Below are 22,437 nucleotides of genomic sequence, written 5' to 3' on the forward strand. Positions count from 1 at the left end.
GGCGGAGTTGGCCCCGGCGACGTCGAGGCACTTGCCGGCGAGGCCGGTGATCGTGCCGGTGGCGGCCTGTGCGGGGGAGGCGGCGAACAGCCCGGTGGACAGGGTGAGAGCGGCGACCGTCAGCGCGGCGGACGCGGACGCGGGGATGGACCTGGCTCTGGGCATGGTGGGGGTGCCCTTTCGTGGGGTGGGGTGGTCGCCCGGCGAAACTAGAGGTCCAGACCACTTCCGTCAAGGTGTGAAGTAAGAAGTGAGAGAAGGGAGTTGCCGTGCCGTCCGCCGGCGCGGATGCTGGCCGGAAGTCGTCACCGTCGCAGCGGTGGGTCCTAAGCTCGGTCGCGCTTGACGATCTCGGTGATGCTCGGCGATCTCGGTGAAGGGGCCTGAACTGCGATGGAGGACAAGCGCGTTGTCGTCGTGACCGGCGGGGGCTCGGGTATCGGCCAGGCCACGGCCCGGCTGCTGGCCGAGGCGGGTCATCAGGTGGTCGTCTCCGGCCGCCGGGCCGAACCACTGGAGCGCCTCGCGCGGGAGACGGGGGCGCTGGCGCATCCGTCCGACGTCGGGGACCCCGACGCGGCCGAGGGACTGGTCCAGGCGGCCGTGGCCGCCTACGGACGGCTCGACGGGCTGGTGCTGAACGCGGGCATCGGGCGCGGGGGAGCCGTGGGCGACATGTCGCTGCGGGACTGGGACGAGGTGATGCGCACCAACGTGACCGGTCCGCTCCTCCTGCTGCGCGCCGCGATCCCGCACCTGCTGGAGTCCCGGGGGGCGGTGGTCGCCGTGGCTTCGGTGTCCGCGCTGCGCAACGGCACGAGCAACGCGCCGTACGCCACCTCCAAGGCCGCCCTGCTCCAGCTGTGCCGGTCCGTCGCCGTCGACTACGGGCGTCAGGGGGTGCGGGCCAACATCGTGTGCCCCGGCTGGGTGCGCACCGAGATGGCCGACCGGCGCATGGCGCGCTTCGCCGCGGAGGCGGAACTGTCGGGCGGCGGGGTGGAAGCGGCCTACGCGGAGGCCACCAGGCTGCTGCCGCAGGGGCGTCCGGGCGAGCCGCGCGAGGTCGCGGAGGCGATCGGCTGGCTGTTGTCCCCGGCGGCGTCGTACGTCAACGGCGCGGTGCTCACCGTGGACGGCGGCGCGACGGCCCTCGACCCGGGAACACTCGCGTTCGACTACCGGATCACGCCCCGCACCGCCGAGAACGGCTCCGCCGCTTCCGTCTGACCAGGCTCCAGAACGGCCGGTTCAGCGCGGCTTACGGGGGGTTCGGTGCTGCTGGGCCGGTGTCCCGGCTCGGCGGTCGGCCAGGCTCGGCGGTCGGCCAGGCTTCAACGTCGCTGGGTCGGCAAGGTCCGGTCGTGGCAGGGGAGTGCGTCGGTCATGGCCGGCCACATCCGGGCGATGCCGAGCAGTGTCTCGGGACTGCCGTGCGTCACCCCGGGCAGCGGGTGCGGGTCGGCCGGGGTGACGCCGGCGAGGACGGCACGCCTGGCCTGGTGCACGGCACCGGCGAGCGCGGCGGACGCCAGACGGTCGTCCCGTACCCCCGCCCGCCTGGCGTACCGGTACGCGCTCTCGTAGGCGTCCGGCCGCACGTACTGCTGGAGGGTCAGAAGGGCGTCGTACGTCTCGATGGTCTGCCGGTGTGCCTGCAAGGCCGGCGGAAGGCGCGGCCGCAGCACCTCCTGGAGCCGGGACCGCCGGGGCCCGGCGAGGGCCACATGGGGCACCGCCGTCACCAGGTCGCGCCACAGCGGCCACAGCCGCCAGACCGTCCGCAGTGCGCCGGCCGACCGTACGAGGGCGCTCGCGCTGGGGACCAGCAGGGACGCCGCCCGCAGGAAGCCGTGCAGACTCATGATCACCGTCAGCCAGGGCAGCAGACGCGGGTCACGGTCGTAGAGGTGCCAGAGGTAGCCGGACCAGAAGGTGAGGGCGAGCACGCTGCCCGCCGCGAACAGGCGCAGCGACCAGAGGAGATCGCGCTCGGTCGTCCGCAGGCTGTACCGCCAGCAGACCACGACGGCGGCGGCGTCACCGGCGAGATGGGCGGCGATGAGGATCAGCCAGTAGGCGGACGCGGCGGACGCGGGCCCCTGGGCGGACGCCGTTCCCGTGCCGACGTGCAGCAGATCCAGGACGAGCAGCGAGACGAGGGCCGCCGTCATCCCCACCGCCGCGCAGCGGCGCAGCCGCGGCGGACCGCTGGAGTCGACCACGAAGAGCAGGACCAGCCCCGCGCTGAGCACGCCGATCAGATTGCGGGCCAGGGACACCGTGTGGACATCGACGCCGGCCGACGTGAGCGGGCCGACGATCCCGGGCTGGAAGAGGGTGATCGCGATGGTCGCCGCCAGCACGGTGAGCCAGAGCCCCCGCTGCTGGGAGTGGCGCAGTGCCGGCCGGGCCCGCCAGACGAGGGCGGACCACAGGGCGACGACGCCGGCGAGTCCGACCCGGGCCGCCAGCTCATTCACCGGGGCCGGCCGTCACCCCGAGGAACGCGCCGAGCCGGCCCAGAGGTCCGGCCACCCGGCCGGCGGTCCCGGCGCTCTGGATCAGGGTGGCGATCATCTCGGCCTCCTGTTCCTCGGTGTTCGTGTAGCTGGTCCTGGCCCTCAGCCGTGTGACGAGATGGGGCTGGAGGCCGACCAGGAGGTCACCGGCCGGCCGTTCGCCGTCGTCCGTGAGGCTCCGGTGGTGGTCGCAGAGCACGTGGCCGATCTCGTGGAGGATGATGTGCTCCCGGTGCAGTGGGGCGGTCCGGGCCTCGTAGAAGACGTAGTCGGCCTTCTCGGTGGCCAGCCACAGGCCGCAGGCTCCGGTGGCCGCCGCCTCCTCGGGCAGCTCCCTCAGCACGAGCGGACGGCCTCTGAGTTCTTCCACCCGCTCCCGCACCGCGTCCAGGGACAGCGACCGGGGCACCCCGAGATCGCGCAGGATCGCGGTGCATCGGCGCCGTAGTGCGGTGTACTCGCCCGTTCTCCTCACCTGCCGTGTCACCCCGTTCGGGCGAGAAAGCACTTCCCGTCACCAGCGGACGAACTGTGGGTCACACCTAATCAGGTCGCGCGCCCTCTTGCACACGCCTGCCGGGTCATTCGGTCGCCTTTGGCGGAAACTTTCTTCTGCGCCGGGTCGGTCCACGGCGCGGTCGGGGGGCCGTCAGGCACCGGCCGGGACGGGCTGGGCCGGGACGGGTCAGGCGTCGAAGTCGACGTCGCGGCTGACCGGCTCCCAGGCGAGCAGCTCGTCGCGGACGTCTCCCAGGGTGGCTCTACGCCGGGAACCTGAGGCGGGCGGCCGAATCGCTGTACGTGACCCAGCCCTCCCCCTCGTACGCCCTCAGGTACTTGGAGTCCGAGCTCGGCGTACGCCTCTTCGACCGGCACGCCGGCGGGGTGACGGCCACTGCGGCCGGGCGGGACATCGTGGCGGAGGCCCGCCGTACGCTGCGCCGGGCCGAGCGCATCCGGGTGCTCGCGGAGCGCCACAGGCGGCCGGGCACCCAGGTGCTGCGGGTGGGGTTCGAGGCCAGCGGTGCAGGTGAGCTCACCACCCGCGCCCGCGGCGAGTTCGCGCGCCGCCGGCCCGGCGTCCGGGTCGATCCGAAACGCTTCGACTGGGGCGAGGAGGTGGCGGCACTGCGCGACTGCCGGGTGGACATCGCCTTCGTCTGGCTGCCGGCCGACCTCACCGACCTGCACAGCGAGGTGATCCACTCCGAGCCCAGGGTCGTCGGCCTGCCCCGGGGACACCGGCTGGCCGCCCGCGACGCGGTGACCCTCACCGACGTCGAGGACGAACCCCTCACGTGGACGGAGCGGGCACCCCGGCCCTGGGTGGACTGGTGGGCGGTGAACCCGCGGCCCGACGGCTCGGCACCACACTGGGGACCGACCAACGACAACGTCGAGGAAATGCTGGAGCAGGTGGCGTCCGGGGAGGCCATCTGCTTCGCCCCGGCCGGCATGGCCCGGTACTACGCCCGGCCCGACCTCACTTGGGTCCCGCTGCTGGGTGTCGAACCCATGCGCGTCGCGATGGCCTGGGTGCGGGGCACGGAGACCGATCTCGTCCCGGGGCTCGCCGAGACCGTGCGGGGGCTCGTCGCGGACGGTCCGCCGGAATGCCCCGGGGGCCGGGCCTGAGGCCACCGGCCGGCAGGGCAGCGATCGCGCCCCTCGGGACCGCCTACCCTTGACGCATGACCAGCAGCAGCGACCGGAGCCCGGCAGTGGACGTTCAAGGATCCAAGAGTTACGAAATCCGCACCTACGGGTGCCAGATGAACGTCCACGATTCCGAGCGATTGGCCGGGCTGCTCGAAGAGGCCGGGTACGTGCGGGCCCCCGAGGGCTCGGACGGCGACGCCGACGTCGTCGTCTTCAACACCTGCGCGGTCCGCGAGAACGCCGACAACCGGCTCTACGGCAACCTCGGCCGGCTCGCGCCGAAGAAGGCCTCGCGCCCCGGGATGCAGATCGCGGTCGGCGGCTGCCTCGCGCAGAAGGACCGGGACACCATCGTGAAGAAGGCGCCCTGGGTGGACGTCGTCTTCGGCACGCACAACATCGGCAAGCTGCCCGTGCTGCTGGAGCGCGCCCGCGTCCAGGAGGAGGCGCAGGTGGAGATCGCCGAGTCCCTGGAGGCCTTCCCCTCCACGCTGCCGACCCGCCGCGAGAGCGCCTACGCGGCCTGGGTGTCGATCTCCGTCGGCTGCAACAACACGTGCACCTTCTGCATCGTCCCGGCCCTGCGCGGCAAGGAGAAGGACCGCCGCCCCGGCGACATCCTCGCGGAGATCGAGGCCCTGGTCGGCGAGGGCGTCTCCGAGATCACCCTGCTCGGCCAGAACGTCAACGCCTACGGCTCCGACATCGGCGACCGCGAGGCCTTCAGCAAGCTGCTGCGTGCCTGCGGGACCATCGAGGGCCTGGAGCGGGTCCGCTTCACCTCCCCGCACCCGCGCGACTTCACCGACGACGTCATCGCCGCCATGGCCGAGACGCCGAACGTGATGCCGCAGCTGCACATGCCGCTCCAGTCCGGCTCGGACACGGTCCTGAAGGCGATGCGCCGTTCGTACCGCCAGGACCGGTACCTGGGGATCATCGAGAAGGTGCGGGCGGCCATCCCGCACGCCGCGATCACCACCGACATCATCGTGGGCTTCCCCGGCGAGACCGAGGAGGACTTCGAGCAGACGCTGCACGTCGTCCGCGAGGCCCGCTTCGCGCAGGCCTTCACCTTCCAGTACTCCAAGCGTCCCGGCACCCCCGCCGCGACCATGGCGAACCAGATCCCGAAGGAGGTCGTCCAGGAGCGCTACGAGCGGCTGGTCGCCCTCCAGGAGGAGATCTCCTGGGAGGAGAACAAGAAGCAGGTCGGCCGCACGCTGGAGCTGATGGTCGCGGAGGGCGAGGGCCGCAAGGACGGTGCGACGCACCGTCTCTCCGGACGCGCCCCCGACAACCGCCTCGTCCACTTCACCAAGCCGGACCAGGAGGTGCGCCCCGGCGACGTCGTCACCGTCGAGGTCACGTACGCCGCCCCGCACCACCTCCTCGCCGAGGGCCCCGTCCTCGGCGTGCGCCGCACGCGCGCGGGGGACGCCTGGGAGAAGCGCACCGCCGCCGCGGCCGCCAAGCCCGCGGGTGTCATGCTCGGCCTGCCGAAGATCGGTGTCCCGGCACCACTGCCGGCGACCACGGGGAGCGCCTGCGGCTGCGACTGAGGCCCGGTCCAGCCCCGTCGGTGGCGATGAGGTCGGCCCGGGAGACGCGCTCTCCGACCACCTCGCCGTCGAGCACCCGATCAACGACGGCAGGCTCGTGGTGCTCGCCCGGCGGTGACCGGCCTGACGGACGTGCTGGTCGAGGAGTGACACGCGCCCCGTGCGCGGGGTTACGCTGCCGATCATGCTTGTCGCCGCCGCTGTCTGCCCCTGCCCACCGCTGCTCGTGCCCGAGGTCGCCGCGGGCGCCGCGCCAGAACTGGACGCCGCCCGCGCGGCCTGCACGGACGCGCTCGGCGTGCTCGCCGCCGCCCGCCCCGACCTGCTGGTGGTCGTCGGCACCGCCGAGGAGGGCGGGCGCGGCCCGTTCTCCCAGGGCACTCCGGGCACCTTCCGCGGATTCGGGGTCGACCTGGACGTACATCTGGGGCCGGCCGCTCACCCCGCCCCGGAGCGCCTGCTGCCGACCTCACTCGCCGTCGGCGCCTGGCTGCTGGAGCGGACCGGCTGGTCCGATGCCCCGATCGAGGGACTCGGAGTGGCGGACACGCTGGAGCCGGAGCGGTGCGCCGAGACCGGACGGGAACTGGCCGGCAGGGCCGGGCGGGTGGCCCTGCTGGTGATGGGGGACGGCAGCGCCTGCCGCACGGTCAAGGCGCCGGGCTACCTGGATGAGCGGGCGGCACCCTTCGACGCGGACGCCGCCCGGGCACTCGGCGCGGCGGACCTGGCCGCCCTGCGGGCACTGGACCCGTCCCTGGCCCGCGAACTGAAGGCCGCGGGCCGCGCGCCCTGGCAGATCCTGGCCGGCGCGGCCGAGAACGCGAACCTCGGCGGGGCGCTGCTGTACGAGGACGCGCCGTACGGAGTGGGGTACATGGTCGCGACCTGGTCCTGAGCCCGGGTTCGAGGGGCCGGCGGCCGTACGACTGCCTCACGCGCGCGTGCGGGCGCGACTGCGCGGACGTTTCCGGTGCCGCGGGTGTTACGGCGCTGCTTCCGGCGCGCGGACGTACGGCCCTGCTCCCGCGTGTGCTGGCGTACGGTCCTGCCCCCGCGCGTTGCCGTCCGGCCCTGCTCCCGCGTGTGCTGGCGTGGGGTCCTGCCTCCGCGCGTTGCCCTCCGGCCCTGCCCTCGCGCTGACGTATCGCGCCGTCACCGCATGTGCTGACGTACGACCCCGCTCCCGCGCGACCTGTTCCACGACGCCGGCGCGGGGGCGGACGGAGGAACCCCTGCCCGGCTCTCGGCGGACCGCGCACGTCGCCCGGGGCGCCCCGCAGATCGCGGGACGCCCGGGGCGCGTGGTCACCAGGAACGACCGTCGGCCCTCACGAAGCCGGTGGCGGGCCCTCCGGGTGGGTCGGACGGGTCGGGGTCATCGGGTCGTGGGGCGCCGCCTCGGGGCCGCTCTTGTGCGCGAGGCGGTCCATAGCCTCCTTGGCCTTGCCCGTGCCCGCCTGGATCTTGTCGCTGTACTTGCCCTTGGTCCGCTGGTCGACGGCCTTCGCGGCCTTGTCGATCCCGTGCTGGACCTTGTCCCCGTGCTGCCGCGCGAGGTCCGACACCTTGTCCTTGGCCGGGCCCAGCTTGGCCTTCATGTTGTCCATCAGACCCATGGTCCACCTTCCCTCGCGGGACAGTCATCTGCCGGCGCCCTCGCCGGCCTCGCTGTCGACGGCCTCGCCCGCGGACTGCTGCCGGGGGATCCCGGCCCCCTCGGAGGCGCCGTCCGTACCGGAGTCCGAGCGCACGGCTCCGTCCTCGTGCCCGTCACCGGACGCATCCTTCGCCTCCGCCGGACCGGTTCCCCTCGCCGACGCCGACTCCGCCTGCTCCGCCTCGGTCTCCTCCGGCTCCGTGCCGGCGTCCACCGCCGGCGACGCCTCCGCAGTCGCCTTCGATCGGCCGAGAAGCCGTGCAAACACGCCCATATCCACTCCATACGGTACTCGTGCGGGCGAATTCCCGCGTCACCCGGTGCGTAAGGTTGCGCCGCCCGGGTCACCGCCCCGGCAGCCCGGCGGGCGTCACCTCGCACGGGCAACGACCCGGGACGTACACCGTCACGTAACTCGTTCGAGACCTCGCCGGGAGGTTTGCGAGACTGGTGCGGTGAGCAGTGCACCCCCCGCCCCCCGCGTCATCGCCGTCGTCGGACCCACCGCGGCCGGAAAGTCCGATCTCGGCGTCTTCCTGGCCCAGCGGCTCGGCGGCGAGATCGTCAACGCCGACTCCATGCAGCTGTACCGAGGGATGGACATCGGTACCGCCAAGCTGACGCCCGAGGAGCGCGGCGGCGTCCCGCACCACCTGCTGGACATCTGGGACGTGACGGTCACCGCGTCGGTCGCCGAGTACCAGAAACTGGCCCGCGCGCGGATCGACGCCCTGCTCGCCGAGGGCCGCTGGCCCATCCTGGTCGGCGGCTCCGGTCTGTACGTCCGTGGCGCCGTCGACAATCTGGAGTTCCCCGGCACCGACCCGGAGGTCCGGGCCCGCCTGGAGGAGGAGCTGGCGCTGCGCGGCTCTGGCGCGCTGCACGCCCGGCTGGCCGCCGCCGACCCCGAGGCCGCCCGCGCGATCCTGCCGAGCAACGGCCGCCGCATCGTCCGTGCCCTGGAAGTGATCGAGATCACCGGCCAGCCCTTCACGGCCAACCTGCCCGGTCATGACTCCGTCTACGACACCGTCCAGATCGGTGTCGACGTGGCTCGTCCGGAACTGGACGACCGCATCGCGCGGCGCGTCGACCGCATGTGGGAGGCGGGCCTCGTGGAGGAGGTGCGCGCACTGGAGGCGCGAGGCCTGCGCGAGGGGCGCACGGCGTCGCGCGCGCTCGGCTACCAGCAGGTGCTGGCGGCACTGGCCGGGGAGTGCACCGAAGCGGAAGCGCGGGCCGAGACCGTCCGTGCCACCAAGCGCTTCGCGCGCCGCCAGGATTCATGGTTCAGGCGCGATCCCCGGGTGCACTGGTTGAGTGGGGCCGCGGTGGATCGCCGGGAACTTCCGCAGCAGGCCCTGACGTTGGTCGAACGACCGGTTACAGCCTGATCACGTCATGGCATCGGGATGCGCCGCCGGTCATCGCGGCCTTGGGCGCCGTGCCATCATCGAGCTTCGATCGACCAAGTGGAGCCTAGTTGGGAGGGCGCGTGGCGATGGAGGCCGGCCCTCGCGACACCGCACGAAGTGCCGAGCACGTCACCACAGAGGGTGACGATCCGGGCCGGGGCGGCCCGCGCCCCGGCGGGGACCGCCCACGGGTGAACGGACGAGCCGACAGCCGTCCGCGCGAGAACGCCCTGCTCGACGCGCCCGTCCCCGAGGACGGCCTGTGCGAGGACAGCCTCACGGAGACCGGCCTGTCCGACGACGGCTTCTCGGGTGGCCGCCGCACCGAGGACCCCTCGACCGGGAACAGCCACTCCGACGACCGTCGGCCCGAGACCGGTCTGTCCGACACCCGTCTGTCCGGGACCGGCCTCGCGGACGACCTTCTGTCCGGGACCGGCCTCTCCGGTGACGGCCTCGCCGACGACCTTCTGTCCGAGCCCGGCCTCCCCAGTGACAGCCTCGCCGACGACCTTCTGTCCGAGCCCGGCCTTGCCGACGACAGCCTTCCCGAAGACCCTCTGGCCGATGACGGGCCCGACGACACCGTGGGCGGTGTGACCGCCGACGGACCGGCGCCCGAGGAGATGTACCCGAGCGGGCCGGAGGTCGAGGTCGAGCTGCGCCCGCAGCGCCGGCTGCGCATCTGGCAGCTCGCCCCCATCGTGGGCCTGGCCGCCGTCGGCTCCCTGATGTTCGCCTTCCCGCTCGCCTTCGACTTCGGCGACAGCGGCGCGGTCATCGCCATGCTCGGCCTGCTGATCTGCTCCTGCGCGGCGGGCTGGGGCATGATGGCCGCCCGCCGGGTGGGCTACACCTGGCCCGGCCTCCCCCCGCGCGGCTCCGGCCGCCGCCCCGACTGGCGGGTGGTGCTCGGGTACGTGCTCCTGGTGGCCGTGGTCGTCGTGCTCGCGGTGTGGCGCGTCGCCCGCCTGCGCTAGACCCGCCGGAACGGGCACTGTCGTACCCACCCCGTACGATCGAGGAATGAGCACAAGGATCGCCTTCCTCAAGGGTCACGGCACCGAGAACGACTTCGTGATCGTTCCGGATCCCGAGAACGCCCTCGACCTGTCCCCGGCCGCCGTCGCCGCCCTGTGCGACCGCCGGGCGGGCATCGGAGGCGACGGCGTGCTGCACGTCGTACGGTCCGCGGCTCACCCGGAGGCCCGGGGGATGGCCGCCGAGGCCGAGTGGTTCATGGACTACCGCAATGGCGACGGTTCGGTCGCCGAGATGTGCGGCAACGGCGTCCGTGTGTTCGCGCGTTACCTCCAGCACGCCGGCCATGTGGCCGAAGGCGACCTCACGATCGCCACGCGCGCGGGCGTGAAGACCGTCCACATCGCGAAGGACGGCGACATCACCGTCGGTATGGGCCGGGCCCGCCTCCCCGAGGGAGACGTCACGGTCACCGTCGGTGAGCGGAGCTGGCCCGCGCGCAACGTGAACATGGGCAACCCACACGCGGTGGCCTTCGTGGCCGACCTGGCGCACGCCGGCGACCTGTACACCGCGCCGCCGGTCAGCCCGGCGGCCGCCTACCCGGACGGTGTGAACGTCGAGTTCGTGGTCGACCGCGGCCCCCGCCACGTCGCCATGCGCGTGCACGAGCGCGGCTCCGGCGAGACCCGCTCGTGCGGCACGGGCGCGTGCGCCGTCGCCGTGGCCACCGCCCGGCGGGACGGCACCGACCCGGCCGTCACCGGCACCCCGGCGACGTACACCGTCGACGTGCCCGGGGGCCGCCTCGTCATCACCGAGCGACCGGACGGCGAGATCGAGATGACCGGCCCCGCCGTGATCGTCGCCGAGGGCGAGATCGACGCCGAGTGGCTGGCTCACGCGTTCGGCTGACCCGCGACCCTAAACCTCGATTCCGTCGCTCGAATGGGTGATCCGTTTCACGCTCGGCGAGAGGCGGTCTGTCGCACGTGGTGGGCTCGGTAGCATCAAGCACCGGCACGGACGGGGGAACGTCGCCATCCCTGAGCCGCGTACGCCCTGGGGCCCCGTCCGCCGGTCCACGAGCCGGAGGTGCCCATGAGTGCGGAGGCCACGAATCCTGCGACCGCTGGCCCGGTAGCGCCCACAGCGCCACAAGCGCTCACAGCGTCCGTGGCGCCCGCGGCGGCGCGCAGAAAGTCCCGGCCCAGGATCGACCTGCGCCGACTGGGCCGGGCCGCGCTGCTCGGCCCCGCGGTCCGCGGCAGACTGCCCGACGCCATCAGCCATGTCGTGGAGGCGCACCGCGCCCACCATCCCGACGCCGACCTCGAACCCCTGCGCCGCGCCTACGTCCTGGCGGAGTCCTCGCACCGCGGCCAGATGCGCAAGAGCGGCGAGCCGTACATCACGCACCCGCTCGCGGTGACCCTGATCCTCGCCGAACTCGGCGCCGAGACGACGACCCTGACGGCGTCTCTGCTGCACGACACCGTCGAGGACACCGAGGTGACCCTGGATCAGGTGCGGGAACAGTTCGGGGAGGAGGTTCGTTATCTGGTCGACGGCGTCACGAAACTGGAGAAGGTCGACTACGGAGCCGCCGCCGAACCGGAGACCTTCCGCAAGATGCTCGTCGCCACCGGCAACGACGTGCGCGTGATGTCGATCAAACTCGCCGACCGCCTGCACAACATGCGCACGCTCGGCGTGATGCGCCCCGAGAAACAGGAGCGGATCGCCAAGGTCACCCGTGACGTACTCATCCCGCTCGCCGAACGCCTCGGCGTGCAGGCCCTGAAGACAGAGCTGGAGGACCTGGTCTTCGCCATCCTCCACCCCGAGGAGTACGAGCACACCAGAGAACTCATCGCAAAGAACGCCGCCCGCCCCGGCGACCCCCTCGCCGAGGTCGCCGACGAGGTGCGCGGGGTGCTGCGCGAGTCGGGCATCCCGGCCGAAGTCCTCATCCGCCCCCGGCACTTCGTCTCCGTCCACCGTGTGGCCCGCAAACGCGGACAGCTGCGCGGCTCCGACTTCGGACGCCTGCTGGTGCTGGTGAACGAGGACGCGGACTGTTACGGCGTCCTCGGCGAACTGCACACGTGCATGACGCCGGTGGTGTCGGAGTTCAAGGACTTCATCGCCGTACCGAAGTTCAACCTCTACCAGTCCCTGCACACCGCCGTCGCCCGCCCCGACGGCCAGGTGGTCGAAGTCCTCATCCGCACCCACCAGATGCACAAGGTGGCGGAGGCCGGTGTCGTGGCCCTCGGCAACCCGTACGCACCCGCCGCCGACACCCCCGCGTCCGACACCGCCACGGCCAACCCACCGTCTTCCGGCGCCTCGGCCGACGGTGAGCGCGTCGATCCCACCCGCCCCGGCTGGCTCTCCCGCCTCCTCGACTGGCAGCAGGCCGCCCCCGACCCCGACACCTTCTGGTCCACCTTGCGCGAGGACCTCGCCCAGGACAGGGAGATCACCGTCTTCCGCCCCGACGGCGGTGCGCTCGGCCTGCCCGAGGGCGCCACCTGCGTGGACGCCGCCTACGCGCAGTACGGCGAGGACGCGCACGCCTGCATCGGCGCCCGCGTCAACGGCCGGCTGGCGACCCTCAGCACGGTCCTGCGCGACGGCGACACGGTCCAGCTCCTGATGGGGCAGGACCCGGCCTCCGAACCCTCCCGCGAATGGCTGGAGCACGCGCACACCCCGGCCGCCCGCATCGCCATCCAGCGCTGGCTGGCGACCCACCCCGCCGGCGGCACCGATCCGGCCGAGCCGGGCGACACCCGCGCCGAAGGCGTCCGGGCCACCGCCGGGCCCACCGAGGCCACCACCGAGCCCGGCACGGCGTCGGCACGTGCGGGGCAGCCCCCCTCGGCCGGCCACGCAGCCACCACCGCCCGCCCCGACCCCGCCACCGCCCGCTCGGCAGTCCCCTCCGCGGCCCGGCCCACAGACCCCTCCGCGGTCCGTTCCGCGGGCTCCGCCACGGCTCGCCCCGCCGGGCCGTCCGGCACCCGCCCCGCGGATCCCTCGCGGCCCCCGGCCGCTCCAGGGGCTGCGGCGGCGCGCCCCGCCGACGGTGCCCCCGCCCCCCGCTCCCGGCGCGCCGACGTCCTCGCGGACCGACCCGGTGCCGCCGTACGGCTCGCCGGATGCTGCACGCCCGTACCGCCGGACGAGATCACCGGGTTCGCGGTGCGCGGGGGAGTGGTGACCGTGCACCGCGCGGAGTGCGCGGCGGTGGCGCACATGAAGAGCAGGGGGCGCGCGGAGATCGACGTGCGCTGGGGGGACACCGCCGAGTGCCGGGTCACCCTGGTCGCTGAATCGTTCGGCCGCCCCCATCTCCTCGCCGACCTCACCGAGGCGATCGCCGTGCAGGGCGTCGAGATCGTCTCCGCCACCGTCGAACCACCCAGCCAGCAGCGGGTGCGGCACACCTACACCCTCCAGTTGCCCGACGCGGCCCACCTCCCGGCCCTGATGCGCGCCATGCGGGACGTACCGGGGGTGTACGACGTGCGGAGGGCTCAGCACCAGCCGAGGACGTCCTGACGACGACGTCCACGGGAGCTCTGACGACGGCGGCGACGGGCGTCCTGGGGACGCCGGCCACCGGCCTCCTGACGACGGCGTCCGGGCTACCCGTTCGGGTGGGCCGGTCGCGCGTCGCCGCCGAGGAGCGGGCAGCCACTGGTAGCGGTGGTCCATGCTGCTCACCCCCCGCTCCCGGCCCCGGACCGCCGTCCCCCGGACCACGCCCAAGGTCTCCCGGCACCGGAAGGCGGCCCTGCTCGCCTCCGCCGTCTCCGTCTGCCTGCTGGCCGCCGCGGCGCCGCCCGAACCGCAAGGCGTCGGCGACCGGCTCTTCCCCTACCTGGGCAACCCGGGCTACGACGTGACCTCGTACGACCTGTCCCTCACCTACCCCGGCACCAACGACAAGCCGCTCCAGGCCGTCACCACCATCGACGCCTGGACCACCGACGACCTGGAGCGCCTCAACCTCGACTTCGCGCACGGCACCGTGCGGTCGGTCGAGGTCGACGGACGTCCCGCGGTCTTCACCAGCGCCGGCGACGACCTGGTCGTCACCCCGGAGCACCCCCTCGCCGAGGGCAGCTGGACCCGGATCACCGTGCGCCACACCAGTGACCCCGTCTACGGCAAGGACCAGCAGGGCGGCTGGGTGCGCACCTCCGACGGCCTCGCCATGGCGAACCAGGCCGACGCCGCCCACCTCGTCTTCCCGTGCAACGACCACCCGTCCGACAAGGCGATGTTCACCTTCCGGATCACCGCCCCGAACGGCTACACCGCCGTCGCCAACGGTCTGCCCGCCGGCACCGACCGGGTCGGCTCCACCACCACCTGGACCTACCGCACCCAGCACCCCATGGCCACCGAACTCGCCCAGGTCTCCATCGGCCGCTCGGCCGTGCCGCGCCGCGAGGGCCCGCACGGCCTGCCCGTGCGTGACGTCGTACCCGCGAGCGACCGCAAGGCCCTCGAACCGTGGCTCGCGAAGACCCCCGACCAGATCGCGTGGATGGAGAGCAAGGTCGGCCGGTACCCGTTCGAGACCTACGGCCTGCTCATGGCCCAGGCCTCCACGGGCTTCGAACTGGAGACGCAGACCCTCTCGCTCTTCGAGAAGGGACTGTTCACCGAGCCCGCCTACCCCAAGTGGTACGTCGAGTCGATCATGGTGCACGAGCTGTCCCACCAGTGGTTCGGGGACAGCGTCACCCCCCGCAGCTGGTCCGACGTCTGGCTGAACGAGGGCCATGCCACCTGGTACGAGGCGCTGTACGCCGAGGAGACGGCGCACCGGCCGATGGAGGACCGGATGAAGGCCGCCTACGGCGCCTCCGACCGCTGGCGCGAGGCCGGCGGCCCACCCGCCCGGCCCAAGCCGCCCGTCCCGGGCCAGAAGATCAGCATCTTCCGGCCCAGCATCTACGACGGCGCCGCCCTCGCCCTCTACGCCCTGCGGCAGGAGATCGGCCGGCCGGCCTTCGAGCGGCTGGAGCGGATCTGGGTCCGGGAGCACCAGGACGCCACCGCCACCACCGCCGACTTCGTCCAGCTTGCCTCGGCCATCGCCGGCCGCGACCTGAGCGCCTTCTTCAAGGCATGGCTGTACGGCGAGAAGACCCCGCCGATGCCCGGCCACCCGGACTGGAAGCAGGCGCCATCGGCCCAGCCCACCCCGCCCCGCACCCGGCGGTGACCCGGTGACGCCTGGCGATAACCCAGTGACGAGACGTGCCGTACCGTGCGACCATCTAGGGGTGGGCGCGCACGGGACACGGGAATCTCCCGGGGTACTCGTGCGTTGCACATCATGTGACCACCCGCCGTGGCGAGGCCGTGACGCCGACGCCGTGACGGCACTCCCACCGACGTATCTCATCGACGTAAGGATCCAATGACCTCCTCTTCTTCCCCTTCCCAGGACACCAAGCGCCTCGCGCACGCCTATCCCGAGGGTCTTCGGGCCGATGCCCTGATGGAAGAGGACGTCGCCTGGAGCTACGAGATCGACGGCGATCGGGACGGCGACCAGTTCGACCGCTCCGAGCGCGCGGCGCTGCGCCGCGTGGTGGGCCTGTCCACCGAGCTGGAGGACGTCACCGAGGTCGAGTACCGCCAGCTCCGCCTGGAGCGGGTCGTGCTCGTCGGCGTGTGGACGACCGGCACGGCGCAGGACGCAGACAACTCCCTCGCGGAGCTGGCCGCCCTCGCGGAGACCGCGGGCGCGCTCGTGCTCGACGGCGTGATCCAGCGCCGTGACAAGCCCGACGCGGCCACCTACATCGGCTCCGGCAAGGCCGCCGAGCTGCGCGACATCGTCATCGAAACAGGCGCGGACACCGTCATCTGCGACGGTGAGCTGAGCCCCGGCCAGCTGATCCAGCTGGAGGACGTCGTCAAGGTCAAGGTCATCGACCGTACGGCCCTGATCCTCGACATCTTCGCCCAGCACGCCAAGTCCCGCGAGGGCAAGGCGCAGGTCGCGCTCGCGCAGATGCAGTACATGCTGCCGCGGCTGCGCGGCTGGGGTCAGTCGCTGTCCCGGCAGATGGGTGGCGGTCGCGGTGGCCTCGCCACGCGTGGCCCCGGTGAGACCAAGATCGAGACGGACCGGCGCCGGATCCGCGAGAAGATGGCGAAGATGCGCCGGGAGATCGCGGAGATGAAGACCGGCCGCGAGATCAAGCGCCAGGAGCGCCGGCGGAACAAGGTGCCGTCCGTCGCCATCGCGGGCTACACCAACGCCGGCAAGTCCTCCCTCCTCAACCGCCTCACGGGTGCCGGCGTCCTGGTCGAGAACGCGCTGTTCGCGACCCTGGACCCGACCGTCCGCCGGGCCGAGACCCCAAGCGGCCGGCTCTACACCCTGGCGGACACCGTCGGCTTCGTCCGGCACCTGCCGCACCACCTGGTCGAGGCGTTCCGCTCCACCATGGAGGAGGTCGGTGACTCCGACCTGATCCTGCACGTGGTGGACGGCTCGCACCCGAACCCGGAGGAGCAGCTCGCCGCCGTACGCGAGGTGATCCGGGACGTCGGCGCCACCGACGTGCCCGAGATCGTCGTGGTCAACAAGGCGGACGCGGCCGACCCGCTGGTCCTCCAGCGGCTGCTGCGGGTCGAGAAGCGCTCGATCGCCGTATCGGCGCGCACCGGCCAGGGCATCGAGGAACTGCTCGGCCTGATCGACGACGAGCTGCCCCGCCCCTCGGTCGAGATCGAGGCGCTCGTGCCGTACACCCACGGCAAGCTGGTCGCCCGCGCCCACACCGAGGGCGAGGTGATCTCCGAGGAGCACACCGCGGAGGGCACCCTGCTCAAGGTCCGGGTGCACGAGGAGCTGGCGGCGGACCTCGCGCCGTACGTACCGGTCTCCGCGGGCTGACCCGCCCGGTCACAAGGGCCCGCCACCCCTCTCGGGTGACGGGCCCTCGTCATGCCCACCGCCAGGTCACTGCCCGGCGAACTGCTTGCTCACCGACTCGTACACGCTCTTGGCCACCTCACCCAGCCGGGGACCGGCCAGCCAGCCGGAACGCACCGGGCCGATGGACGTGTTCGACACCAGCGCGGGCTTGCCGTCCGCGCCCGTCTCCACCCAGCCGCCACCGGAGGAGCCACCGGTCATCGTGCAGCCGATCCGGTACATGGTCGGGTCGGACTGCTCGATGGACAGCCGGCCCGGCTTGTCCTGGCACTGGTACAGCAGCTGGCCGTCGTACGGCGCCGCCGCCGGGTAGCCGGACGCCGTGATGCTCTTCACCTGGGGCACGGCCGGCGCGTCGAAGTTCACCGGCAGCGCCCCGCCGACGGTCTCCTCCAGCGACTTGCCGCCACTGCCCTGCTCGGGCGTCACATGGATGACGGCGAAGTCGTACGACGCGCCGTCACCGCCCGTCTCGCCCCCCTTGCTGATCCACTGCTGCGAGGTCTTCGCCGCGTCGGCCCACCACACGCCGTACGGCGCGATCTCGGACCGGCTGGCGTTCTCCAGCTCGGCCGCCGACTTGCCCTGGTCGTTGTACGACGGCACGAACGCGAGGTTGCGGTACCAGCCGCCCTTCTTGCCGGCGTGCACACAGTGACCCGCCGTCCAGACGAGGTTGGACTTGCCCGGGTGCGCCGGGTCCGTCACCACCGTCGCGGAGCAGACCATGGTGCCCTCGGGAGCGTCGAAGAGCAGCTTGCCCGAGGTGGCCGCACTGGTGTGGTACGGCGGGGTGACCGCACGTGCCTGCACCGGCTGCGGTGTCGGGTCCGTCACACCCTGGTCACCGGAGATGTCGTTGTCGTCGACGCCCCGGTCCGGGTCGTCGGCGTCACGCATCCGGTCCGGGTCCCACAGGCCCTTGATGATCGGGTTGATGAAGTCGTTGGCCTCACGCAGCCAGTCGTCCCGGTTCCAGTTCTTCCAGGCGCCGTGCTTCCACTTGTCGATGTCGATCCCGTGTTCCTTGAGCCTGTGCTTCAGATCGTCCGGGATCGTGATCTTGCCGTCGCCGGTGCTCACCGCGGACGGCTTGCCGTCGGCGTTGTCGTCGCCGCCGCAGGCGGTGGCCGTCAGCGCCAGCACCGACACGAGGGCGACCGCCGTCAGCGAGGTGGAGGTCCGACGACCACCCCTCCCTCGCCGAGCGGTGAACGACGGCCGTATGGATCGCATGTTGTGACTCCCCCTGCTGTGAAGAGAATTCGGCGCTTCGGCCCCGACACCGGCGGCGAACTCATGGAAGGTTCATGCCGGTCTCACGACCTTCTGGGAACGGCATCACACACTATGCCGTCGCGGTGGGGGAGTTCTGACGGGAGGGCAACGGTTCCGTCACAGGCTGCCTGAACTGGGAACGAGCTCCGGCCGGTCCGGGAGCCGCCTCGTCGGCCGCGGTGACCGTGCCGGCTGATGACCTGTCAGCCAAGACCGCCCCGGGTGCGTCCGCGGGTCGCCCATGCCTACCGAGGGCGGCACGGGGGGCGCCGTCCGGTGGGAGTGCCGGGGGGGCTCGTCCACGTGCCGTCCGGCCAAGGATCTCCATGCGAGCCCGTAACCGCCCGAACGGTCCGCTGTTGTAGCCGGTGGGACCTGCCGCCAGTGTCCGGTCCCCGAGGATCAACTCGCCTTCGAGCAGCGGGGAGGACAGCACGCCGTGGCCGTTACGGAGTCGATGGCTGGAGGCACGTCCGGGGAGGCGCCGGCCGTGCACGAGGGAATCCTCAGACGCCAGTCGGCGCGTGAGTCCTCGGCACGCACCTATGCCCGAGCCCTGCCCATCGTGCCCGTACGGGCTCGGGGACTCACCATCGAGGGCGCCGACGGCCGGCGTTACCTGGACTGCCTCTCCGGTGCCGGCACCCTCGCCCTCGGCCACAACCACCCGGTCGTGCTGGAAGCCATCCGCAGGGTCCTCGATTCCGGCGCCCCCCTCTCCGTCCTCGACCTGGCGACCCCCGTCAAGGACGCCTTCGTGACCGAGCTGTTCCGCACACTCCCACCCGGTCTGGCCGACCGCTCCCGCGTCCAGTTCTGCGGACCGGCCGGCACCGACGCCGTCGAGGCCGCCCTCAAACTGGTCAGGACCGCGACCGGCCGCACCGGCGTCCTCGCCTTCACCGGCGCCTACCACGGCATGACCGCCGGCGCCCTGGCCGCCTCCGGCGGAGCCCCCGATGTCCAGGTCACCCGCCTGCCCTACCCGCAGGACTACCGCTGCCCCTTCGGCGTCGGCGGCCCGCACGGCGCCGAACTCGCCGCCCGCTGGACCGAGACCCTCCTCGATGACCCCAAATCCGGCGTCCCGCTCCCGGCCGGGATGATCCTCGAACCGGTCCAGGGCGAAGGCGGAGTGATCCCCGCGCCGGACGACTGGCTGCGCCGCATGCGCCGGCTCACGGCGGACCGGTCCATCCCGCTGATCGCCGACGAGATCCAGACCGGAGTCGGCCGTACGGGCGCCTTCTGGGCCGTCGACCACAGTGGCGTCACCCCCGACGTCATGGTCCTGTCCAAGGCCATCGGCGGCAGCCTCCCGCTGGCCGTGATCGTCTACCGTGACGATCTCGACGTCTGGCAACCCGGGGCCCACGCCGGCACCTTCCGCGGCAACCAGCTCGCCATGGCCGCGGGCACCGCCACCCTCGCCCACGTCCGCGAGAACGCCCTCGCCGAACGCGCCGCCGCCCTCGGCGCACGCATGCTGACCCAACTCGCCGAACTCACCCGTGCGTTCCCGTGCGTGGGAGACGTCCGAGGGCGCGGACTCATGATCGGGGTCGAGCTGGTGAACCCGGACGCCGAACACACGGCTTCTCGCCCGGCGGCCGTCGCCGGTGACGTCGGTGACCCAGGTGCGGCAGGCGACTTCGGTGACTGCCGTTACTTCGGTTACTCGGGTGACTCCGGTGCCGACGGCACGCTTGGCCCCAGTGGTACGGCCGCCGGGCCGGAGCCCACCCGCACGCCGTGCCCGGCCGCCCCCGACCTGGCCGCCGCCGTGCAGCGGGAGTGTCTCCAGCGCGGACTGATCGTCGAACTCGGCGGCCGTCACGCGTCCGTGGTCCGGCTGCTGCCGCCCCTCACGATCAGCGACGAACAGGCGACAGCCGTACTGGACCGGCTGACCGACGCGGTGGCCGCGGCCGCCCGCCACCACCAATCCCATGGCCCGCACGAGCAATGCCGGCCCTGCCCGGCCCAGCGCGCGGGCTGAACACCACCCGAGCCCGCCCCGGCCCCCGGCGCCGATCTTCGGGCGCCCATCGCTCCGCATATCCGTTCCACCCCCTAGCCGGGTGTCCAGGCCGACGTCCACCGCCGACCACAAACGTCATGGCCATCCCGCCCCACCGACCGCCGATCACGAAGGAACAGCGCCCGAGCGGACCACGGAACGGGCCCGCACCACCTCACTCCAGCCCCAGAGGAGCGTCATGAACGCCACCCCCACCCCCGACGACCAGGGGGGCTCCGGCGCCCCGTCCTCTGCCGCACCGCTCATCGAGTCGGTCCCGCAGCAGAAGAAGCGGGAGACGGATCCCGTCCGGTGGACAGCTCCCGTCGCCGATCCGCTGGAGGACCCCGATCCCCTCGCCGCCGCCCAGGCCGCCGCCGTCGAGAACCTCATGCGGTGCTGGATCCGCGAGACCGGCCTCACCGCTCCCGCGACCGGCAGCCTCCGCATCCCCCTACCGGCCAGCGGCGCCACCCTGATCGCCCCGGTCCACCACTGGTCCCCGACGGGCTGGCACCGCTTCGGCCTGCCGCGCCTGGCCGACGCGCCCGACACAGCGCCACCCATCGACGCCGTCACGCTCGCGGCCCTCCTCACAAGAGAATCCGTCCCCGAGTCGACCGACACCGCAGCCCCCTCGCCTCACACCTCTCCGGGTTCCGGTGAAGGCACTGGCTACAACGGCATCGGCTTCAACAGCATCGGCTCCAACGGCACTGCCTCCAACGGCACCGGCTTCAACAGCACCGACTCCAATGGGACCGGCTCCCGTCCTGACACCGACGCCGGTCATCGAGCCGACGGCCCCGATCTCGTGGCCAGAGTCGCCGACTCCGTCCGCCGTACCGCCACCTTCATCGAGCACCGGCGGGAACACCCCACCGACACCCCCGACCGCTTCCTCAGCGCCGAACAGGCCCTCCTGCTCGGGCACCCGCTGCATCCGACCCCGAAGAGCCGGGAGGGCCTGACCGAAGCGGAAGCCGAGCGGTACTCACCGGAGTCCCGTGGCTCCTTCCCCCTGCACTGGCTGGCCGTCGCCCCCTCTCTCCTCGCGACCGACTCCGCCTGGACCGAGCGCGGCCGTCCCGTGCCCGCCGGCCGCCTCGTCCGCCGCCTCGCCGGCACCGGACTGCCGCTGCCCGACGGTTACACCGCCCTGCCACTGCACCCATGGCAGGCCCGCGAGGTCCGGCACCGCCCGCCCGTCGCCGCGCTGCTCGACTCGGGACTCCTCCGCGACCTCGGTCTCCTGGGTGCTCCCTGGTCTCCCACCTCCTCCGTACGCACCGTGCACCGATCCGGCGCCCCCGCGATGCTCAAGCTCTCGCTGGCCCTGCGCATCACCAACTCCCGCCGGGAGAACCTCCGCAAGGAACTCCACCGCGGGGTCGAGGTGCAGCGCCTCCTGCGCACCGGACTCGCCCGCCGGTGGCACACCGCGCACCCCGGTTTCGACATCGTGCGCGACCCGGCCTGGATCGCCGTCGACGGCCCGGACGGCCTGCCCGTGCCGGGACTCGACGTGGTGATCCGGCACAATCCGTTCACCCCGGCCGACGACGTCGGCTGCGTCGCCGGGCTCCTCACCCCGCGCCCGCTGCCCGAGCCGCCCGCCGGCCCCGCGCCGCACCACCCCACTCGGCCGATGCGGTCCCGGCTGGCCCAACTCGTCGCACGTCTCGCCGCACACACCGGCCGCCCCGTCGGCGCCGTCGCCACCGAGTGGTTCCTGCGCTACCTGGAGCAGGTCGTCCGGCCCGTCCTCTGGCTGGACGCCGAGACCGGCATCGCCCTCGAAGCGCACCAGCAGAACACGCTGGTCCTGCTGGACCGCCAGGGCTGGCCCGCCGGCGGCCGCTACCGCGACAACCAGGGGTACTACTTCCGCGAGTCCCGGCGAGCCGAACTGACCGCCCGGCTGCCCGGCGTCGGGGAGCACAGCGACACCTTCGTCCCCGACGAGGTCACCGACGAGCGCTTCGTCTACTACCTCGCCGTCAACAACGTGTTCGGACTCATCGGCGCCCTCGGCTCACAGCGCCTCGCCGACGAGCGGCTGCTGCTCGCGGCCTTCCGCCGCTTCCTCACCGCCCTCGCCTCGGGGCCCACCCCGCTGCGCACCTCCCTGCCCGGCCGCCTCCTCGACTCACCCGTCCTGCGCTGCAAGGCCAACCTGCTGACCCGGCTCCACGGCCTCGACGAACTCGTCGGTCCGGTCGACACCCAGTCCGTCTACGTCACCATCGCCAACCCCCTTCATTCATGAGCGACGTACCTCCGCGCACCACCTGAGCGGACCGCCCTCAGCGAGCCGCACCGTCTCCCGTCCGAGGAACATGACCCACCACGTCTCCTGAG

The 22,437-nt window shown here is 72.6% G+C and carries 17 protein-coding genes; 12 read left to right on the forward strand and 5 right to left on the reverse strand.

Going from position 1 to position 22,437, the window contains the following annotated elements; translation table 11 throughout:
• Positions 1-393: 393 nt before the first annotated feature.
• A complete protein-coding gene (locus ACH4LD_RS04455) occupies positions 394-1,230 on the forward strand; it encodes an SDR family NAD(P)-dependent oxidoreductase (RefSeq protein ID WP_398054560.1) in 837 nt (278 codons plus the stop codon).
• A gap of 104 nt (positions 1,231-1,334) precedes the next feature.
• Here ACH4LD_RS04455 and ACH4LD_RS04460 read toward each other — a convergent pair whose 3' ends face one another.
• Together ACH4LD_RS04460 and ACH4LD_RS04465 are read right to left on the reverse strand one after the other, a co-directional pair.
• Positions 1,335-2,483: an MAB_1171c family putative transporter gene (locus tag ACH4LD_RS04460; RefSeq protein ID WP_398054559.1), complete on the reverse strand. Its 1,149-nt coding sequence runs from the start codon at positions 2,481-2,483 to the stop codon at positions 1,335-1,337.
• Entirely contained in the window at positions 2,476-2,997 is a 522-nt protein-coding gene (locus ACH4LD_RS04465; protein WP_398054558.1) for a regulator component, read from the reverse strand. The genes ACH4LD_RS04460 and ACH4LD_RS04465 overlap by 8 nt, the downstream gene beginning before the upstream one ends.
• A 299-nt stretch (positions 2,998-3,296) precedes the next feature.
• On the opposite strand from ACH4LD_RS04465, the gene ACH4LD_RS04470 reads away from it, so the two are divergent.
• The 3 genes from ACH4LD_RS04470 (at position 3,297) to ACH4LD_RS04480 (ending at position 6,641) form a co-directional block, all read left to right on the forward strand.
• Positions 3,297-4,157, forward strand: a complete 861-nt coding sequence (locus ACH4LD_RS04470; protein ID WP_398054576.1) for a LysR family transcriptional regulator — start codon at positions 3,297-3,299, stop codon at positions 4,155-4,157.
• A gap of 56 nt (positions 4,158-4,213) precedes the next feature.
• Positions 4,214-5,743 (forward strand): tRNA (N6-isopentenyl adenosine(37)-C2)-methylthiotransferase MiaB, encoded by a 1,530-nt coding sequence (miaB, locus tag ACH4LD_RS04475; protein ID WP_398054557.1) that lies wholly within the window; start codon positions 4,214-4,216, stop codon positions 5,741-5,743.
• A 184-nt stretch (positions 5,744-5,927) separates the two neighbouring features.
• The gene (locus ACH4LD_RS04480) at positions 5,928-6,641 is read left to right on the forward strand and encodes a class III extradiol dioxygenase subunit B-like domain-containing protein (RefSeq protein WP_398054556.1); all 714 of its coding nucleotides are present in this window, start codon (positions 5,928-5,930) and stop codon (positions 6,639-6,641) included.
• A gap of 433 nt (positions 6,642-7,074) precedes the next feature.
• On the opposite strand, the gene ACH4LD_RS04485 is transcribed toward ACH4LD_RS04480, so the two are convergent.
• Positions 7,075-7,362 (reverse strand): antitoxin, encoded by a 288-nt coding sequence (locus ACH4LD_RS04485; RefSeq protein WP_398054555.1) that lies wholly within the window; start codon positions 7,360-7,362, stop codon positions 7,075-7,077.
• A gap of 24 nt (positions 7,363-7,386) precedes the next feature.
• Positions 7,387-7,617 carry a hypothetical protein gene (locus ACH4LD_RS04490; protein ID WP_398106154.1) on the reverse strand — a complete coding sequence of 77 codons (231 nt, stop codon included), beginning with the start codon at positions 7,615-7,617 and terminating at the stop codon, positions 7,387-7,389.
• A 241-nt stretch (positions 7,618-7,858) separates the two neighbouring features.
• Between ACH4LD_RS04490 and miaA the strand changes: the two genes are divergently transcribed.
• The 6 genes from miaA to hflX all read left to right on the forward strand — a co-directional run bounded on the left by miaA (position 7,859) and on the right by hflX (position 16,736).
• Complete coding sequence (miaA, locus tag ACH4LD_RS04495) at positions 7,859-8,797, forward strand: tRNA (adenosine(37)-N6)-dimethylallyltransferase MiaA (RefSeq protein WP_398054553.1); 939 nt, start codon at positions 7,859-7,861, stop codon at positions 8,795-8,797.
• Positions 8,798-9,333: 536 nt separating this feature from the next.
• Positions 9,334-9,798 (forward strand): hypothetical protein, encoded by a 465-nt coding sequence (locus tag ACH4LD_RS04500; RefSeq protein ID WP_398054575.1) that lies wholly within the window; start codon positions 9,334-9,336, stop codon positions 9,796-9,798.
• 46 nt (positions 9,799-9,844) lie between these two features.
• Complete coding sequence (gene dapF, locus ACH4LD_RS04505) at positions 9,845-10,714, forward strand: diaminopimelate epimerase (protein ID WP_398054552.1); 870 nt, start codon at positions 9,845-9,847, stop codon at positions 10,712-10,714.
• 186 nt (positions 10,715-10,900) lie between these two features.
• Entirely contained in the window at positions 10,901-13,369 is a 2,469-nt protein-coding gene (locus tag ACH4LD_RS04510) for a RelA/SpoT family protein (RefSeq protein WP_398054551.1), read from the forward strand.
• A 154-nt stretch (positions 13,370-13,523) separates the two neighbouring features.
• Complete coding sequence (locus ACH4LD_RS04515; protein ID WP_398054550.1) at positions 13,524-15,047, forward strand: M1 family metallopeptidase; 1,524 nt, start codon at positions 13,524-13,526, stop codon at positions 15,045-15,047.
• 198 nt (positions 15,048-15,245) lie between these two features.
• Positions 15,246-16,736 carry a GTPase HflX gene (hflX, locus tag ACH4LD_RS04520; protein WP_132783370.1) on the forward strand — a complete coding sequence of 497 codons (1,491 nt, stop codon included), beginning with the start codon at positions 15,246-15,248 and terminating at the stop codon, positions 16,734-16,736.
• 66 nt (positions 16,737-16,802) lie between these two features.
• Here hflX and ACH4LD_RS04525 read toward each other — a convergent pair whose 3' ends face one another.
• Positions 16,803-18,014, reverse strand: a complete 1,212-nt coding sequence (locus tag ACH4LD_RS04525; RefSeq protein WP_398054549.1) for a trypsin-like serine peptidase — start codon at positions 18,012-18,014, stop codon at positions 16,803-16,805.
• A gap of 499 nt (positions 18,015-18,513) precedes the next feature.
• On the opposite strand from ACH4LD_RS04525, the gene ACH4LD_RS04530 reads away from it, so the two are divergent.
• Positions 18,514-20,055: a diaminobutyrate--2-oxoglutarate transaminase family protein gene (locus ACH4LD_RS04530; RefSeq protein WP_398054548.1), complete on the forward strand. Its 1,542-nt coding sequence runs from the start codon at positions 18,514-18,516 to the stop codon at positions 20,053-20,055.
• A gap of 220 nt (positions 20,056-20,275) precedes the next feature.
• Complete coding sequence (locus ACH4LD_RS04535; protein ID WP_398054547.1) at positions 20,276-22,345, forward strand: IucA/IucC family protein; 2,070 nt, start codon at positions 20,276-20,278, stop codon at positions 22,343-22,345.
• Positions 22,346-22,437: the final 92 nt, after the last annotated feature.

This window comes from Streptomyces sp. NPDC017676, assembly GCF_044329325.1.
Taxonomy (GTDB): domain Bacteria; phylum Actinomycetota; class Actinomycetes; order Streptomycetales; family Streptomycetaceae; genus Streptomyces.

Bases quoted from the DNA above. Each gene is read 5' to 3' on its own strand.
- ACH4LD_RS04480 (WP_398054556.1), top strand. From the start codon at position 5,928: ATGCTTGTCGCCGCCGCTGTCTGCCCCTGCCCACCGCTGCTCGTGCCC.
- ACH4LD_RS04535 (WP_398054547.1), top strand. From the start codon at position 20,276: ATGAACGCCACCCCCACCCCCGACGACCAGGGGGGCTCCGGCGCCCCG.
- miaB (WP_398054557.1), top strand. From the start codon at position 4,214: ATGACCAGCAGCAGCGACCGGAGCCCGGCAGTGGACGTTCAAGGATCC.
- dapF (WP_398054552.1), top strand. From the start codon at position 9,845: ATGAGCACAAGGATCGCCTTCCTCAAGGGTCACGGCACCGAGAACGAC.
- ACH4LD_RS04510 (WP_398054551.1), top strand. From the start codon at position 10,901: ATGAGTGCGGAGGCCACGAATCCTGCGACCGCTGGCCCGGTAGCGCCC.
- ACH4LD_RS04515 (WP_398054550.1), top strand. From the start codon at position 13,524: ATGCTGCTCACCCCCCGCTCCCGGCCCCGGACCGCCGTCCCCCGGACC.
- ACH4LD_RS04455 (WP_398054560.1), top strand. From the start codon at position 394: ATGGAGGACAAGCGCGTTGTCGTCGTGACCGGCGGGGGCTCGGGTATC.
- ACH4LD_RS04530 (WP_398054548.1), top strand. From the start codon at position 18,514: ATGGCTGGAGGCACGTCCGGGGAGGCGCCGGCCGTGCACGAGGGAATC.
- ACH4LD_RS04485 (WP_398054555.1), bottom strand. From the start codon at position 7,362: ATGGGTCTGATGGACAACATGAAGGCCAAGCTGGGCCCGGCCAAGGAC.
- hflX (WP_132783370.1), top strand. From the start codon at position 15,246: ATGACCTCCTCTTCTTCCCCTTCCCAGGACACCAAGCGCCTCGCGCAC.
- ACH4LD_RS04525 (WP_398054549.1), bottom strand. From the start codon at position 18,014: ATGCGATCCATACGGCCGTCGTTCACCGCTCGGCGAGGGAGGGGTGGT.